The sequence below is a fragment of the Rhodopseudomonas palustris HaA2 genome (assembly GCF_000013365.1).
In the GTDB taxonomy this organism is placed as follows: Bacteria; Pseudomonadota; Alphaproteobacteria; order Rhizobiales; family Xanthobacteraceae; genus Rhodopseudomonas; species Rhodopseudomonas palustris_J.
Genome location: NC_007778.1, coordinates 2,312,709 through 2,327,275, shown reverse-complemented (window position 1 = coordinate 2,327,275; position 14,567 = coordinate 2,312,709). Strand labels below are relative to the sequence as shown.

The following is a 14,567-nucleotide window of genomic DNA, read 5'->3' as shown; positions in this document are numbered from 1 at the left end:
GGCGTCACCACCACGGCGCCTTCTGCAGCTTGTTCTCGACGAGCACGTCCGGATAGATGATCTTGTGCTCGTTGTTCTGGACCTGGAAGAACAGTTGCGCCATGCCCTTCTCGAGCTCAGCGGCTCCGATCGCATCACCCGTGTCCGGATAGTGCGCACATTCCTGATAGGGATTGTCCATGCTCATGAAGCCGCAGACGCCGCGATAGGAATTCTTGCGGATCCAGTCACTGACGCCCTTGAAGTTCGACGGATCGCCGACGGCCTCCCAGGCGGCCTTGAGATAATACGTCGTGTCGTAACCGTTGCCGGTGTAGCAAAGCCCCATGATGCCGGGAAACCGCTTCTTGTATTTGGCGCGGAATGCCTTGCCCTTCTCGTCCGCATAGACGCCGAGCACGGTGCTCCAGACGAAGCCTTCAGCGGCGGGCCCCGACAGTTCGAGGAACTCGGGCTGCGACGGTCCGTATTGCAGATAGACGAGCGCGCCCTTCAACGGATCGGCGCTGTACTGTTTGACGAAGGCGGCGTATTCGGCGGCGACCCAATGGTCGATCATCACCGCCCCGGCCCCGACCTTCTTGATCTCCTGGATGACTGTGCCCCAGTCCTGCACCGGATACTGGATGTCGGTGATGCCGGCGAGCTTGAACTCGCTCTTGGGGAGCGACGCCTGCAGCGCCTTCGAGATCGTCTGGTTGTAGGCGATCTGTTCCTGGACGATGTGCACGCCGTTATTCAGCGGCTTCCACACCCCCTGGTCCTTCATCGCTTTCAAAAACACCGGGAACGTGTGCCCGTAGTGGACCTCGGACGGGTCAGTCTGAAACACGTGCGAGTATTTGTCGGGCTGCTTGGCGACGAGATCGGTCATGTTGCGCTGAGTGAGGCCCCACAGAAACGGCGCCTTGTAGCGCGCCGACACGTCCGCCACCGGGACCGGCGTGAACACGAAGGCGCAGGACATCGCGTGCACCTTGGCGTCGATCAGCTTGTTGATTGCAACCTGCCCGCTTTCCGGGGACAGCGGGTCGATATCGACCACGACGGCTTTGACCTGACGCCCGAGCACGCCGCCGGCGCCGTTGATTTCTTCCAGGGCCAACGTCGTCCCGTTCAGATAGTCCTGATGATCCGCGACGCCCGCCTGGGCGGTTTGAGCCGTCGGAACCCCGAGCAGGATCGGATCTGCCGATGCCGCACGCGTGACGCCGGACACGAATGGGGCGGGAAAAGCGGCAGCGGCCGTGCCTGCTGACGCCATGTGAAGCAGTTTTCGACGCGAGACCTTGCTGACCATAGACCTCTCCCTGACGAGCGTCCCGGCGGGCGCTCATGTTTCAGAACGTCCGCATCATAAGTAGCCGATCAAAGTCCGGTCTTTCACTGGAGGGCACCTTCTCTACAAGGCCAGCGCACTGCTGATCGACGCCGCAGCGGCAAAGCCCCGTTGAAACGGCACACTTCTTGCGTTTGTATTTCTCGCATTTGTATGTCTGGCGTTTGTATCGAGCCGATCGGGACGTGCCGATCAATCGGGGTCGCTGTGATGAATCAGAGGAATCACTATTCGACGGCCGCGCTAACCGGGTCTGAAAGCATTGCAGCGTGGCGGCAGGCCATGGCTGAAGTGTATTATCGCCTCGATATTCAGGCCCGCCACGATGACCGCGTGGTCGGCGAACTGATCGACGTTCAACTCGGCTCGCTGGGACTGTCCAACTTCAAGGCGGATGCGCAACGGGTGATCAGGCGCAAGGAGTCCGCGAAGATCGACGGGTCCGAAGACTTCGTCTTTCTGTTTCCGATCCGAAAGGGCTTGCAATACGAGCAGCGGGGACGCTCGGGGCTAGCCATGCCCGGAACCGTCTTTCTCCTCAACTCTGCCGAAAATTACGTCATCGACGTTCCGGACGGGTCCGAAAACATCACGATCAAGGTCGACCGCCGCCTTCTGATCGATCGGGTCAAAGGGATCGACGGCCTGTGCGCCTCGATGAATATCGCCAACTCACAACTCGTTCCGGTTGTGACAACGCTCGGCGCGCAATTGCTCAATCTTCCGCCGGGAGAGCACGCCGACCGACTCCAGCAGTCGGTGATCGACCTGATCTGCCTGATGCTGGACTTGCGGGAATCGGCACAAGACAAGACCTTCATCAGGCAGACGCTGGCCTCGTCGCTGTACCATCGGATCGATGCTTACCTGCAGCGCAACCTGCACGATTGCGACCTGTCGCCCGATCACGCCGCGCGAGAGCACAAGATCTCGGTCCGCTACCTGCACAAGGTGTTTCACTTTCACGGCACCTCGTTCGGCCAGCGCCTCCTCGAACTCAGATTGCAGCGTGCGCATTACGTCATTTCAAGACATGGCGCCACCACCACCATCAATCTTGGTCAGGTGGCCTATGAATGCGGGTTCACGAGCCAGTCCTATTTCTCGACCTGCTATCGGAAACGCTTTGGCTTGACGCCACGCCAGACCGGGAAGTCCGATCGACAATCCGCCGCCGACGCCGGAAGCTGAATCAGTCGCGGGACCAGGCCACCCCACAGCCGTTGACGGCGCAATGCAGGCGCGACGCACCGCCGTCAACCGCGGGCGCGGATGTGCCGAGCCGATCGACCGGATTCGAGCCGCTCAGGGCCGCGCGGCGATCTTGCGCGGCACGTGGTGCACCGTCATCTCGCCGTCGGGGCAGACGCTGCGCTTGACCTCGGCGAGGACGCGGTTGAAATCCATCTCCGGATTGCACAGCAACACGTCGAGCAGCAGCAGCCGGTATTCCGGCCAGGTGGTCAGCACAATGTGCGACTCGGCGAGGAACAGCGCGATGGTCAGCCCATGCGGGACGTAGCGCACCTCGTAGGAGCCGATGATGGTCGCGCCGACGCTCTGGACCGCGGCGCGCGCGGCCGCTACCAAGGCGGCTTCATCCTCGATCACCGGCAGGCAGTCGTACAGTTCCGCCAGCGCGTGGGTCATCAACATCGGCGATCGGTCCTCAATGGCGGTTCAGTTTCAGCGCCTGTTTGGCACGGATGGCGGCGCGGGCCAACCGCGGCGCTGCCCGTTGTTTTGCGGAGCCGTCGGCCATGGCTGACCCCGAAATCCTGAAAACCATCGCCGAGGCGACCCGGCTGCGCGAAGGCCCGGCCGGCGTCGAGGCGATCCTGCGTGCGGTGTATCGCTCGGGCTCGCTGCGGCTGCAGGACGTCGCCCGCGAGGCCCGGCTGCCGATGCCGATTGCCACCGCCGTCCGCCGCGAACTGGAGAAGGCCGGGCTGCTGGAGCGCAAGCAGGGCCTGGCGCTGAGCCCCGAGGGCCGCGACTTCGTCGAGCGCGAACTCGGGCTCGGCATCACCATCGACGTCACCTGCCCGGCCTGCGCCGGCCATGGCGTGGTGATCCCCGCGGATTTCCAGGCGCAGGTCGGCCGGCTCGCCGCCATCATCGCGCAGGCGCCATCGGTCGATGTCACGCTGGATCAGGCGCCGTGCACCCCGGAGACGTCGCTGCTGCGTGCGCTTCTGATGCTGCAGGCCGGCGCGCTGGAAGGCCGCCGGGTGCTGCTGCTCGGCGACGACGATTCGGTGTCACTGGCGATCGGCCTCGTCGGCCAGGCGCTGGGCAAGGCCGACCTCACCCGCGGCGTGGTGGTGGTCGACGCGGACGAGCGCCGGCTCGCCTTCCTGCGCGAGAATGCTGCCCGCGAAGGCATCGCGCTGCGCACGCTGCATCACGATCTGCGCCAGCCGCTGCCGGCCGAGTTGCAGGGCGCGTTCGACACCATCGAGACCGACCCGCCCTACACGCTCGAAGGCGCGAAGCTGTTTCTGACGCGCGGCCGCGAGGCGCTGGCCGGCGACGGGCTGTGCTACTTTTCGTTCGCGCAATGGCCGCCGCGGCAGATGCTGGCATTGCAGCGGGTGTTTCTCGATCTCGGCCTCGCGGTGCAGACGATCCGGCCGGGCTTCAACGCCTATGCGGGCGCCACCGTGCTTGGCAATGTCGGGCAACTGATCGAACTCGCCGCCGCGGGCCCGGCCGCCGCCGCATTGCCGGCGTGGCAGGGACCGCTGTACACCGCCGAGATCAATCCGCGGATCCGCGCCTATGTCTGCACGTCATGCGGCCGCGAGGCCGTCCTGGGGCGCGGCTCGACGCCGGAGACGATCGAGGCGTTGAAGGATCAGGGATGCGCGAATTGCGGCGGGCACAGCTTCCGCCGCAAGACCGGCGGCTGAACCCGCGGAAAGACGGACTTGCCCGCCGCAGCGGTTCGTGCGAACGCGGCGGCTGAATTCTGGAGTTGAACGATGACCGACAAGCCCCTGCACACGCTGCGCCCGCTGGAGCGCGCGGATCTCGAGAAGATCGGCTGGATGGAAGCCGAGATCGCCAAGATCTCGTTCCCGGACGATCCGATCACCGATGTCGGCTTCTATGTGAAGAAGCTGGAGAAGCTGTTCGGCGACAAGGAAGCCGCGACCTTCGTCGCCGAGCGCGACGGCGAGATCGTCGGCTGGTCCTATGTCAGCATCCGCCGCAACTTCATCACCAAGCAGCCCTACGGCGACTATCACAGCATCTACATCGACCCGTCGCAGCGCGGCTCCGGCCTGTCGAACCTCTTGATGAATTCGGTGTTTGACTGGTGCAAGGCGCAGAAGCTGGATCATGTGGTGTTCCGCACCCGCGCCACCAACGAACCGATGAAGGGCGTGCTGGCCCGCGTCGGCTTCGTGCCGACGCAGATCTATCTGGAAAAGCCGCTCAAGGATTGAGCGCGGCATCGGCGCCGGGCGCGCGCTCTTCCGCAGCACCGCGCGGCAGCACGAACACGTCGTAGCGCACCGTCTTGCCGGCGATCTGGTAGGACGGCTTGCGCACGCCGGCGAGCGGCTCGGCACGCAACGGCCATTTCAGCACGACCCGGCCGCAGCGCGCCGACAGCGCCGCCTGCATCAATTCGCAAACGTCGGGATCGGCGCCGACCAGATCGCGCAGCAGCCGCATCTCCTGCTTGACCAATGCCGTCTTGGTCCGCTCCGGATGCATCGGATCGACGGTCACGACATCGGCCTGCAGGGTCGGAAGCAGGTCGCGCGCATCGCCCTGGATCAGAGTCATCCGGGCGACGACGCCGGCGAGCTCGGCGCTCTCCGCCTGCGCCGCGGCGAGCCCTTGCGCGAGCAGCGCGTGCACCTGCGGCGACCGCTCGATCAACGTGACGCTCGCGCCCATCGACGCGAGCAGGAAGGCATCGCGGCCGAGTCCTGCGGTGGCATCGATGACCTGCAGCGCGCGGCCGGGCGCCATGCCGGTCGCCTTCAGCAGCGCGTGGCTGCGGGCGGCGCCGGAGCGCAATTTGTAACCGACCGCGCCGCCGACGAAGTCGATGGCGAGCGCAGATCGGCCGGCCGCGGCCATCGTCTATTGCAGGCTGAGCGCCACGAAGCGCAGTTCGCCGGCTCCGTTCGAAACCAGCAGCAGCACCGACTTCTTGCCGTCCTTCTTGACCTGATCGATCCGCTTCTTGATATCGGCGGCGCTGGTGACCGCTTCCTGCGCCACTTCGACGATCACGTCGCCGGCCGACAGCCGCTTCTCGGCGGCATCGGAGCCGGTGTCGACGCCGACCACGACGACGCCCTTGACGCTGTCCTTGATCTTGTACTTGCCGCGCAGGTCCTTCGACAGCGCGGCGAGGTCGAGCCCGAGCGCCTTCTGTGTCACCGGCTTTTCCGGCTCCGGCTGCGACTTCGCGGAGGCCGGCTGCGGCTTGGCGCCGTCGTCGAGGCGGCCGAGCGTGACCTGCTTGGTCTCTTCCTTGCCCTTGCGGATGATCACCACGTCGACGGTCTTGCCGACCGCCGTGTCGGCGACCACGCGCGACAGATCCTTCGGCTCCTTGACGTCCTTGCCGTCGAACTTGACGACGACGTCGCCGGGCTCGATGCCGGCGGGCTTGGCCGGGCCCTTGTCGTCGATGCCGGCGACCAGCGCGCCGCGCGCCGGCTTGATGTTGAGGCTTTCGGCGATCTCGTCGGTGACCTGCTGGATCCGCACGCCGAGCCAGCCGCGGCGCAGCTCGCCGAACTGGCGGAGCTGATCGACCACCCCGACCACGGTCTTCGAAGGCACCGCGAATCCGATGCCGATCGAGCCGCCGGACGGCGAGATGATCAGCGTGTTGACGCCGATGACTTCGCCGTCGAGGTTGAACAGCGGGCCGCCGGAATTGCCGCGATTGATCGCGGCGTCGGTCTGGATGTAGCTGTCATACGGCCCCGAATTGATGTCGCGGTTGCGCGCCGAGACGATGCCGGCGGTGACCGTGCCGCCGAGCGAGAACGGGTTGCCGATCGCCACCACCCATTCGCCGAGCCGCAGCTTGTCACTGTCGCCGAACTTCACCGCCACCAGCGGCTTGTTCGCCGGCGGCTTGAACTTCAGCACCGCCAGATCGGTCTTCTTGTCGACGCCGACCAGCTCCGCCTTGATTTTGGTGCCGTCGTTCATGATCAGGTTGATCTCGTCGGCGTCGGCGATGACGTGATTGTTGGTCACGGCAATGCCGGCGGTGTCGACGATGAAGCCCGAGCCGAGCGAGTTGGTCTTGCGCGGGCCGCCACCGCCCTTCTCGCCGCGGCGGTTCTTGAAGAAGTCCTCGAAAAACTCCTCGAAGGGCGACCCCGGCGGCAGATTCGGCTTGGCGCTGTTGCCCTCGCTGGGCGCACTCTTGGCCTCGACGGTCTGGCTGGTCGAGATGTTGACCACGGCGTCGATGACCTTCTCGGCGACGTCCGCGATGCCCTCGGGGCCGCGGGCCTGCGCCGGCGCCGCGGTCAAGGCGGCAGCCGCGCCGAGGCACAAAGCCGTCAGCAGAGGCTTGAACCGGAAGCTCAAGGCGGTGATCGCAACGGGCATGATCGGAACATCTCCTGCATCGAGGCCGGGCAAATTGGGCGCAGCCGCTTGAAAACTCTGCGCCCGATCCGGGGACCGGCGCACGCATCGGAATCGATCGAAGCTACCCCATCCGCTGCACCGATTGCGGCGAAAAACGGACGTCCGTGCTCACGATGCCGTTGAAAACCGGCCGATCCTGTCCGCGGGTCAGCGCCGGACCATCCAGATCAGGATCAGGCCGAGCACGGCCGAGACGATGCCGACCACGCGCAGGATATTGTCCGGAGTCGCCAGTGCGCTTTTCATCGCGCGCCGCATCCAGTTCGGGCTCGCGGCGAAGATCAGTCCTTCCAGCACGAACAACACACCCACCCCGATCAGGAGGTCGGCGAACGCGAAAGACCCCATACGACTGTATCCTCCCGGCCGGGAGACTTGCCCGACAGCCATTATCGACGAAAGCGCAGGCCCAAGCCTGCGCTTCTGAATTCGGGTCTGTTTTAGTCCAGCCGATCGGGGAACGCAAAACGCATTCCAATATCGAGATCCGCTCGCAAAGATACCGTTGACGCCGGTTTCGCGCGAAATGGTTTCGCGGGAAACGGGCACCGGATCGGGTCATGACGACCCGTCACGACGGCGATCCGGTGCCCGGTTCTGGTTTCGATCAGAACCGGAAACGCTAGCGCGGCGCGGCGGCCGGTTCAGGCATTGCCTGCCCCGTCCCGCCCGGCGCGGGAGCCGCCGCAGTCGCCGGCCGTATCGCAGGCCTGCCGGACGAATTGGCGAAGAAGCGGAAGAACTCCGAATCGGGCCGCAGCAGGAAGCGGGTGTCCGAGCTCTTCAGCGACTGATCATAGGCCGTCATCGACCGATAGAACGAGAAGAATTCCGGGTCCTTGCCGTAGGCGGCCGCGAACAGGCGGTTACGCTCGGCGTCGCCCGAACCGCGGATTTCTTCGGCCTGCGAATTCGCCTCGGCGACGATCACGGTCGCCTCGCGGTCGGCCCTCGAACGGATCTCCTGGGCCTTCTGGGCACCCTGAGCGCGGAACTCGGCGGCCTCGCGCTGACGTTCGGTCTGCATCCGCTGATACACCGCCTGGCTGTTCTGCTCCGGCAGATCGGCACGGCGGATACGCACGTCGATGACCTGAATGCCGTAGCCTTCCGCCTCGCGGTCGAGCTGGGCACGAATCCGCTGCATCAAGCCCTCACGCTCGTCGCGCACCACCTGAATGAAGGTGACCTCGCCGAGCACGCGGCGCAGCGCCGAGTTCAACAGCGTCGTGAGCTGGATGTTCGCGGCCGGGATCGACCCGATGCTCTGGTAGAAGCGCAGCGCATTGTTGATGCGATAGCGCGCGAACGCATCGACCACGAGCCGCTTCTGATCGGACGCGATGACTTCCTGAGACGGATTTTCGAGATCGAGAATCCGCTTGTCGATGCTGATCACGGTGTCGATGAACGGCGCCTTGAAATGCAGGCCCGGTTCAGTGACGACGCGCACCGGCTCGCCGAGCCGGACGAGCAGCACCTGCTCGGTCTGGCGGACGGTGAACAGCGACGACCAACCGACGATGATCGCGACCAGGAGGACGATCAGGGCGACGATACCTGCGATTCCGGTCTTCATCGGCTGCCTCCGCCCTGGGTCTGCTGGTTCTGCGGCTGCGTCGGTGTAGCCGGCGCCGTGCGGCGCGGGCTCAACTCACTCAGCGGCAGATACGGCACGATGCCCTGGCCTCCCCCGGGGCCAGACCCCGAATCGTAAACGAGCTTCTCGGCCGGGCCGAGCACACGCTCCATGGTTTCGAGATAGATCCGCTGACGGGTCACGTCGGGCGCCTTCCTGTATTCTTCATAGACGTCGAGGAAGCGCGCGCTCTGGCCCTTGGCCTCGGCGACCGCCTGTCCTTTGTAGCCTTCGGCGGCCTGGATGATCTGGGCGCCGCGACCCTTGGCGTCCGGGATGACCCGGTTGGCGTAGGTCTGCGCCTCGTTCTGCAGCCGCTCGAGGTCGGCGCGCGCCGCCTGCACGTCGCGGAACGCGTCGATGACCTGCAGCGGCGGGTCGACCTTCTGCATCTGCACCTGCTGGATGAGAACGCCGGCGCCGTAGCCGTCGAGCGTCTTCTGCATCAGTTCCTGGACGCCGCCCTCGATCGTGGTTCGGGCGCCGGTCAGGATCGGCTGGATGTTGGAGCGGCCGATCACTTCGCGCATCGCGCTTTCGGCGACGGCCTTCACGGTGCCTTCCGGGTTCTGGATGTTGAACAGGAAATTGCCGACGCCGTCGGGCTTGATCCGCCACAGCACGGCGAAGTCGACGTCGACGATGTTCTCGTCGCCGGTCAGCATCAGGCTCTCTTCGGGAACGTCACGCACCGTCGTGCCGCGCCGCGCGGGGTCGTTGATCATCGTCATGCCGATACTGATCGTCGACACGCGCAGCGCCTTCGGCAGCAGTACGGTCTCGATCGGATACGGCAGATGATAATTCAGGCCCGGCTGAACGGTGCGGACATGCTTGCCGAAGCGCAGCACGACGCCGAGTTCTTCGGACTGTACCCGGAAGAACCCGGACAGGCCCCAGATCGTCAGCGCGCCGAGCACCGCGATGGCGATGCCGAGACCGCTGAAATAACCGCCGGGAAGCAACTGCTGAAGCCGGTCCTGGCCGCGACGGAGCAGATCTTCCAGGTCAGGCGGCCGCGGCCCCGATCCCGATGATTGCGGCCCGGAGCCCCATGGCCCCTTCGGACCAGAACCCCACGGTCCTCCGCCTTGATTCTTCCACGGCATCAAAAGTCTCCTCAGCGGTCCGGCGATCGTGCGGACCCCAATTCGTGAACGGCTTTATAGGGGACGGGCCCGGCAGGCACAACGCGCGTCGTCACTTGTCGCGAGCTAAGCCCTGCCGCAATTTTGTCAATGTGGATCGCGCGGTGCTCAAGGTTAACGTGCAGTGCAGCGTCGATAGGTCACATACGAGACATCGGCGCTGTCCTGGGGGCCGGCTGCGTGATGCGTCCGAGCCGTTTCCTCCCACTGCGACGGGTCGAGCGCGGGAAAAGTCGCATCGCCCGGCGGGCTCGCATGTACCTCGGTCAATTCGATCCGAGTCGCGCGCGGCAGCCAGTGCGCATAGATTTCCGCGCCGCCGATCACCGCGATTTCGGTGGCAAAACGCCGCATCGCATCGCCGCATGCGACTTGCTCCGCGGCGTCGAATGACGGCACGACCACCACGCCGTCCGCATGGAAGGTCGGGTCTCGGGTCACCACGATATTGGTTCGTCCCGGCAACGGCCGGCCGATCGACTGATAGGTCTTGCGACCCATGATGATCGGCTTGTTCAGCGTCAGTTGCTTGAAGCGCTGCAGGTCGGATTTCAGCCGCCACGGAATCGCGTTGTCCCGCCCGATCACGCCATTGTCGGCAACCGCCACGATGAGGACGATCGACAGTCGCGAGCTAACTCCCGGGCTACTCACACCGCCACCTCCGCCTTGATGTGCGGGTGCGGATCGTAGCCGTGCAGGGTGAAGTCTTCGTAGCGGAAGCCGAAGATGTCGGTCACGGCGGGATTGATCGCCATCGCCGGCAGCGCGCGCGGGGCGCGGGTCAGTTGCAGCCGCGCCTGCTCCAGATGATTGGAATACAGATGCGCGTCGCCGAGCGTGTGGATGAAGTCGCCGGGCTTCAGCCCCGTGACCTGCGCCACCATCATCGTCAGCAGCGCGTAGGACGCGATGTTGAACGGCACGCCGAGAAACACGTCCGCCGAGCGCTGATACAATTGGCACGATAGCCTGCCGTTCGCGACGTAGAACTGGAACAGGCAATGACACGGCGGCAACGCCATCTTCTCGACATCCGCCGGATTCCACGCCGTGACGATCAGCCGACGCGAGTCCGGGTTGCGCCTGATCATGTCGACGACATGGGCGATCTGATCGATGCTGCGGCCGTCCGCGGTCGGCCACGAGCGCCATTGCGCGCCATAGACAGGGCCGAGGTCACCGTTGGCGTCCGCCCATTCGTCCCAGATCGTGACGCCGTGGTCGTGCAGATATTTGATGTTGGTGTCGCCCTGCAGAAACCACAGCAGCTCGTGAATGATCGCCTTGAGCGGTAACCGCTTGGTGGTCAGCATCGGAAAACCGGCGGCGAGATCGAACCGAAGCTGATGGCCGAACACCGACAGCGTGCCGGTGCCGGTGCGGTCGTGTTTTTCGGCGCCGTCGCTCAGGATGCGTTCGAGCAGGTCGTGGTACGGAATCATCGGTCGGCGGTGTCCGGAATGGCGCCGGCGTGGCGTCCGCCGGGAGCGGTCGCTGCGCGAGGCTGCGGATCTTCGGATTTCATGCCGAAAATACCCCTGCCGGTCGAAACAACAAGGTTTGATCGCGGCAGGTCAGCTGTCTTCAACCGTTTTGTCAGTCGCTGGCTCGCTTCAGCACCTGCCCCCATTTCTGCAGCTCGGTCCGCAGGTGCGCGTGAAGCGCGTCCGGCGTGCGCTGGTCCGGCGGGGGAACGATGCCGCCGAGGCCGATCAGCGGATCGCGGACCTCGGGCCGGTCCAGCGCCCGCATCACCGCAGCGTTCAAGACGCCGACAATTGCCTCCGGCGTGCCTTTCGGCACGAACATCGCGTTCCAGGCTTCGACCTGGAACGCCGGCAGACCGGCCTCGGCGGCGGTCGGCACGGTCGGCACGGCAGGATCACGTTCCGGACTGGCAATGACGTAGGCCCGCACCGCGCCTTCCCGCAGCGGCGGCACCACGTTGACGATCTGGTCGCACATATAATCGACCTGCCCCGCCGCCAGAGCATCCATCGCCGGCTTCGTTCCATTGAACGGAACGCCGGTGGGATCGATCCTGAGCAGATGATTGAGCAGCGTGCACGAGGCATAGGACACCGATCCGACCCCCGCATGCGCCATATTGAGGACGTGGGTGTGGCCCCGCACGTAAGCGACGAATTCGCCGAAATCGGCCGCCGGGAAATGCCGACGCGCCACCAGCAGCACCGGCATTCGTGTCAGCAGCGCGACCGGTGCGAAATCGGCATCCGGATCGTAGCCGAGCTTGGGATACAGCGCGACCGCCGCAGCATGGGTCCCCATATGACCGACGATCAGCGTATAGCCGTCGGGCGCGGCCCGCGCCGCGCGCTGGGTCGCCGTGGTGCCGCCGGCGCCGACGACGTTCTCGATCGCGATCGGCTGGCCCAACGTCTTCGACATCTCGGCAGTGACGATCCGCGCCACCACGTCGGTCGGGCCGCCCTTTGCGAACGGAACGATCACGGTGAGCGGACGTGCCGGATAGTCGGCCGCTGTTTGACCGACCGCCGGCTCGCCCGCAAGCGACGCCGAAACCGCGATGACGAGACCGACGACGCGCCTGGACGCGATCGCGCGCGCGATGCAATGCATGTTCCGCCTCCGGCAGAAATTCCTTGCCAATATCGAGATGATCGGGAGCGAATGACCCGATCGAGTATATCAGACAGTTCACGACGCTGACGTCTGCGTCGCGCAAATCGATCAGTTCTCGGACTCGACGAAAACCTCGTCGCGCTTGCTGCGCAGCGACGGAAGCACCGCGAGCACCAGAAGTCCTGCGGCTACCGCGAGCAACGTCGCCGACAGCGGCTGGGTCACGAAGATCGTCGCGTCGCCGCGCGAAATCAGCAGCGCCCGGCGCAGATTCTCCTCCATCAGCGGTCCGAGCACCATTCCGAGCAGCAGCGGAGCCGGTTCGAAATCGTGCTTGACCAGCCAATAGCCGATCAGTCCGAAAATACCCGCCATCACGACGTCGATCGGCGCATTGTTCACCGAATAGATGCCGATGGCGCAGAATACCACGATCGCCGGAAACATCAGCCGGTACGGCACGCGCAGCAACCGTACCCAGACTCCGACCAGCGGCAGGTTGATGATCAGCAGCATCAGATTGCCGATCCACATCGAGGCGATCATGCCCCACACCAGTTCCGGCTGATTCTGCATCACCTGCGGTCCCGGCACGATGCCGTGAATGGTCATTGCGCCGACCATCAGCGCCATCACCGCGTTCGGCGGAATGCCGAGCGTCAGCAGCGGGATGAAAGACGTTTGCGCAGCGGCATTGTTGGCGCTTTCCGGCCCCGCCACGCCTTCGATCGCGCCCCGGCCGAACCGGTAGGGCGTCCGGGAGATCTTCTTTTCCAGCGTATAGGCCGCGAACGACGCGATCACGGCGCCGCCGCCCGGCAGGATGCCGAGAATCGAGCCGAGCACGGTCCCGCGGGCGATCGCGGGCGCGGCGTCGCGCAGATCCTTCCGGGTCGGCATCAGGCCGGTGATCTTCTGCTGCACCAATTGCCGATCGGCCTCGGTGCCGCCGTCGAGGTTGCGAATGATCTCGGCGAAGCCGAACACCCCCATCGCTACGGTGGCGAAGCCCAGACCGTCGGCGAGTTCGGGAATGCCGAAGGTCATGCGGGACGCGCCGGTTTCGATGTCGGAGCCGATCATCGACAGCAGCAGGCCGAGCGCGATCATCGCGACCGCCTTGAGCACCGACCCCTTCGCCAGCACCACCGCGAAGATCAAACCGAGCACCATCAGGGAAAAATATTCTGCCGGCCCGAACTCCAGCGCCAGCTTGGTCAGCGGCGCGCCCAGCACCGCGATCAGCACGGTGGCGAAACAGCCGGCGGCGAAGGAGCCGATCGCAGCGATCGCCAGCGCCGGACCGGCCCTGCCCTGCTTGGCCATCTGGAAGCCGTCGAGGGTCGTGACCACCGAGGTCGCCTCGCCCGGAATGTTGACCAGGATCGATGTGGTCGAGCCGCCATATTGCGCGCCGTAATAGATACCGGCGAGCATGATCAGCGCGCCGATCGGCGGCAGGCCGAAGGTGATCGGAAGCAGCATCGCCACGGTGGCGATGGTGCCGATGCCGGGCAGCACGCCGATCAGCGTGCCGACCAGGGCGCCGACGAGACAGAGCCCGAGATTCATCGGCGAGGCCGCGACCTGGAAGCCGAGCGCGAGATTGGAGAACAGATCAAGCATCGCGCGCGCTCACCGGATCAGGACAGACGGATACAGCGGCATCGGCAGCCCCAGCGCATAGGGGAACAGCAGGCTGCAGCCGATCGTCAGCGCGATGCCGACGAGGACGGTTTCCTTCCAACGCGTCTCGGGGGTTCCGAGCGCGGCGATCAGGAAGCTGGCGAAGGCGGAGATGATCAGTCCGAGCGGGCGAATCGAGACGGCGAAACACAGGATGGCGAGGCCGACGAACAAAGGTCCGCGCCAGTGAAATTTCGCCATCGGTTCGCCGTCGACGAGGACGGCGGTCACCGTGAGGACGATGCCGATCCCGAGCAGCAGCAGCGCGAAGATCCGCGGCGCCGTGCCGGCGCCGAACGAAAAGCCCTGCATGCCCTGAAGATCGCTCGATGCCCACAGCGCGAAGGCAGCCACCGCCACCAGAGCGAGGCCGCCGATGAAATCCTGCGGTCCGCGAATCCATTTCGGAAACAGGGATTTGTCCGAGATCCCGCTCGGCGTGTCGCTCATCGTGTCCTCCCCGTTGCCGGGCTTCGTCGCCCGTTTTTGTTATCGGCGGCGTGGCCGT

The 14,567-nt window shown here is 65.1% G+C and carries 15 protein-coding genes; 3 read left to right on the top strand and 12 right to left on the bottom strand.

Annotated features, from left to right (window positions below):
* Nucleotides 1–4: 4 nt before the first annotated feature.
* Nucleotides 5–1,264: an ABC transporter substrate-binding protein gene (locus tag RPB_RS10290; RefSeq protein ID WP_245258338.1), complete on the bottom strand. Its 1,260-nt coding sequence runs from the start codon at nucleotides 1,262–1,264 to the stop codon at nucleotides 5–7.
* A 357-nt stretch (nucleotides 1,265–1,621) separates the two neighbouring features.
* On the opposite strand from RPB_RS10290, the gene RPB_RS10285 reads away from it, so the two are divergent.
* Nucleotides 1,622–2,530, top strand: a complete 909-nt coding sequence (locus tag RPB_RS10285; protein ID WP_041798182.1) for a helix-turn-helix domain-containing protein — start codon at nucleotides 1,622–1,624, stop codon at nucleotides 2,528–2,530.
* 114 nt (nucleotides 2,531–2,644) lie between these two features.
* Here RPB_RS10285 and RPB_RS10280 read toward each other — a convergent pair whose 3' ends face one another.
* Nucleotides 2,645–2,995 carry an S-adenosylmethionine decarboxylase gene (locus RPB_RS10280; RefSeq protein WP_011440940.1) on the bottom strand — a complete coding sequence of 117 codons (351 nt, stop codon included), beginning with the start codon at nucleotides 2,993–2,995 and terminating at the stop codon, nucleotides 2,645–2,647.
* 104 nt (nucleotides 2,996–3,099) lie between these two features.
* Here RPB_RS10280 and RPB_RS10275 point away from each other — a divergent pair, with 104 nt between their 5' ends.
* Nucleotides 3,100–4,251, top strand: a complete 1,152-nt coding sequence (locus RPB_RS10275) for a bis-aminopropyl spermidine synthase family protein (RefSeq protein WP_011440939.1) — start codon at nucleotides 3,100–3,102, stop codon at nucleotides 4,249–4,251.
* Nucleotides 4,252–4,323: 72 nt separating this feature from the next.
* On the top strand, nucleotides 4,324–4,791 hold the full coding sequence (locus RPB_RS10270; RefSeq protein WP_011440938.1) for a GNAT family N-acetyltransferase: 468 nt from the start codon (nucleotides 4,324–4,326) through the stop codon (nucleotides 4,789–4,791).
* Here RPB_RS10270 and RPB_RS10265 read toward each other — a convergent pair.
* From RPB_RS10265 to RPB_RS10220, 10 genes are all read right to left on the bottom strand, one after another.
* Entirely contained in the window at nucleotides 4,781–5,437 is a 657-nt protein-coding gene (locus RPB_RS10265) for a class I SAM-dependent methyltransferase (RefSeq protein ID WP_011440937.1), read from the bottom strand. The two genes, RPB_RS10270 and RPB_RS10265, sit on opposite strands and share 11 nt — an antisense overlap.
* 3 nt (nucleotides 5,438–5,440) lie before the next feature.
* The gene (locus RPB_RS10260) at nucleotides 5,441–6,937 is read right to left on the bottom strand and encodes a Do family serine endopeptidase (RefSeq protein WP_011440936.1); all 1,497 of its coding nucleotides are present in this window, start codon (nucleotides 6,935–6,937) and stop codon (nucleotides 5,441–5,443) included.
* A 189-nt stretch (nucleotides 6,938–7,126) separates the two neighbouring features.
* Nucleotides 7,127–7,327: a DUF2065 domain-containing protein gene (locus RPB_RS10255; RefSeq protein WP_011440935.1), complete on the bottom strand. Its 201-nt coding sequence runs from the start codon at nucleotides 7,325–7,327 to the stop codon at nucleotides 7,127–7,129.
* Between the two features lie 274 nt (nucleotides 7,328–7,601).
* Nucleotides 7,602–8,558 carry a protease modulator HflC gene (gene hflC / locus RPB_RS10250; protein WP_011440934.1) on the bottom strand — a complete coding sequence of 319 codons (957 nt, stop codon included), beginning with the start codon at nucleotides 8,556–8,558 and terminating at the stop codon, nucleotides 7,602–7,604.
* The gene (gene hflK / locus RPB_RS10245; RefSeq protein ID WP_011440933.1) at nucleotides 8,555–9,727 is read right to left on the bottom strand and encodes an FtsH protease activity modulator HflK; all 1,173 of its coding nucleotides are present in this window, start codon (nucleotides 9,725–9,727) and stop codon (nucleotides 8,555–8,557) included. Before hflK ends, hflC begins: the two co-directional genes overlap by 4 nt.
* Before the next feature lie 153 nt (nucleotides 9,728–9,880).
* Entirely contained in the window at nucleotides 9,881–10,420 is a 540-nt protein-coding gene (locus RPB_RS10240) for a dihydrofolate reductase (RefSeq protein ID WP_011440932.1), read from the bottom strand.
* Nucleotides 10,417–11,211, bottom strand: a complete 795-nt coding sequence (locus RPB_RS10235) for a thymidylate synthase (RefSeq protein ID WP_011440931.1) — start codon at nucleotides 11,209–11,211, stop codon at nucleotides 10,417–10,419. Before RPB_RS10235 ends, RPB_RS10240 begins: the two co-directional genes overlap by 4 nt.
* A gap of 154 nt (nucleotides 11,212–11,365) precedes the next feature.
* The gene (locus RPB_RS10230) at nucleotides 11,366–12,370 is read right to left on the bottom strand and encodes a tripartite tricarboxylate transporter substrate-binding protein (RefSeq protein WP_011440930.1); all 1,005 of its coding nucleotides are present in this window, start codon (nucleotides 12,368–12,370) and stop codon (nucleotides 11,366–11,368) included.
* 111 nt (nucleotides 12,371–12,481) lie between these two features.
* Entirely contained in the window at nucleotides 12,482–13,999 is a 1,518-nt protein-coding gene (locus RPB_RS10225; protein ID WP_011440929.1) for a tripartite tricarboxylate transporter permease, read from the bottom strand.
* A gap of 9 nt (nucleotides 14,000–14,008) precedes the next feature.
* Nucleotides 14,009–14,509, bottom strand: coding sequence for a tripartite tricarboxylate transporter TctB family protein (locus RPB_RS10220; RefSeq protein ID WP_011440928.1), 501 nt, complete (start codon nucleotides 14,507–14,509; stop codon nucleotides 14,009–14,011).
* Between the last annotated feature and the right edge of the window lie 58 nt (nucleotides 14,510–14,567).

Coding starts and splice junctions, on each gene's coding strand:
- RPB_RS10220 (WP_011440928.1), bottom strand. CDS start 14,509: ATGAGCGACACGCCGAGCGGGATCTCGGACAAATCCCTGTTTCCGAAA.
- hflC (WP_011440934.1), bottom strand. CDS start 8,558: ATGAAGACCGGAATCGCAGGTATCGTCGCCCTGATCGTCCTCCTGGTC.
- hflK (WP_011440933.1), bottom strand. CDS start 9,727: ATGCCGTGGAAGAATCAAGGCGGAGGACCGTGGGGTTCTGGTCCGAAG.
- RPB_RS10260 (WP_011440936.1), bottom strand. CDS start 6,937: ATGCCCGTTGCGATCACCGCCTTGAGCTTCCGGTTCAAGCCTCTGCTG.
- RPB_RS10280 (WP_011440940.1), bottom strand. CDS start 2,995: ATGTTGATGACCCACGCGCTGGCGGAACTGTACGACTGCCTGCCGGTG.
- RPB_RS10265 (WP_011440937.1), bottom strand. CDS start 5,437: ATGGCCGCGGCCGGCCGATCTGCGCTCGCCATCGACTTCGTCGGCGGC.
- RPB_RS10275 (WP_011440939.1), top strand. CDS start 3,100: ATGGCTGACCCCGAAATCCTGAAAACCATCGCCGAGGCGACCCGGCTG.
- RPB_RS10230 (WP_011440930.1), bottom strand. CDS start 12,370: ATGCATTGCATCGCGCGCGCGATCGCGTCCAGGCGCGTCGTCGGTCTC.
- RPB_RS10290 (WP_245258338.1), bottom strand. CDS start 1,264: ATGGCGTCAGCAGGCACGGCCGCTGCCGCTTTTCCCGCCCCATTCGTG.
- RPB_RS10235 (WP_011440931.1), bottom strand. CDS start 11,211: ATGATTCCGTACCACGACCTGCTCGAACGCATCCTGAGCGACGGCGCC.
- RPB_RS10225 (WP_011440929.1), bottom strand. CDS start 13,999: ATGCTTGATCTGTTCTCCAATCTCGCGCTCGGCTTCCAGGTCGCGGCC.
- RPB_RS10255 (WP_011440935.1), bottom strand. CDS start 7,327: ATGGGGTCTTTCGCGTTCGCCGACCTCCTGATCGGGGTGGGTGTGTTG.
- RPB_RS10285 (WP_041798182.1), top strand. CDS start 1,622: ATGGCTGAAGTGTATTATCGCCTCGATATTCAGGCCCGCCACGATGAC.
- RPB_RS10270 (WP_011440938.1), top strand. CDS start 4,324: ATGACCGACAAGCCCCTGCACACGCTGCGCCCGCTGGAGCGCGCGGAT.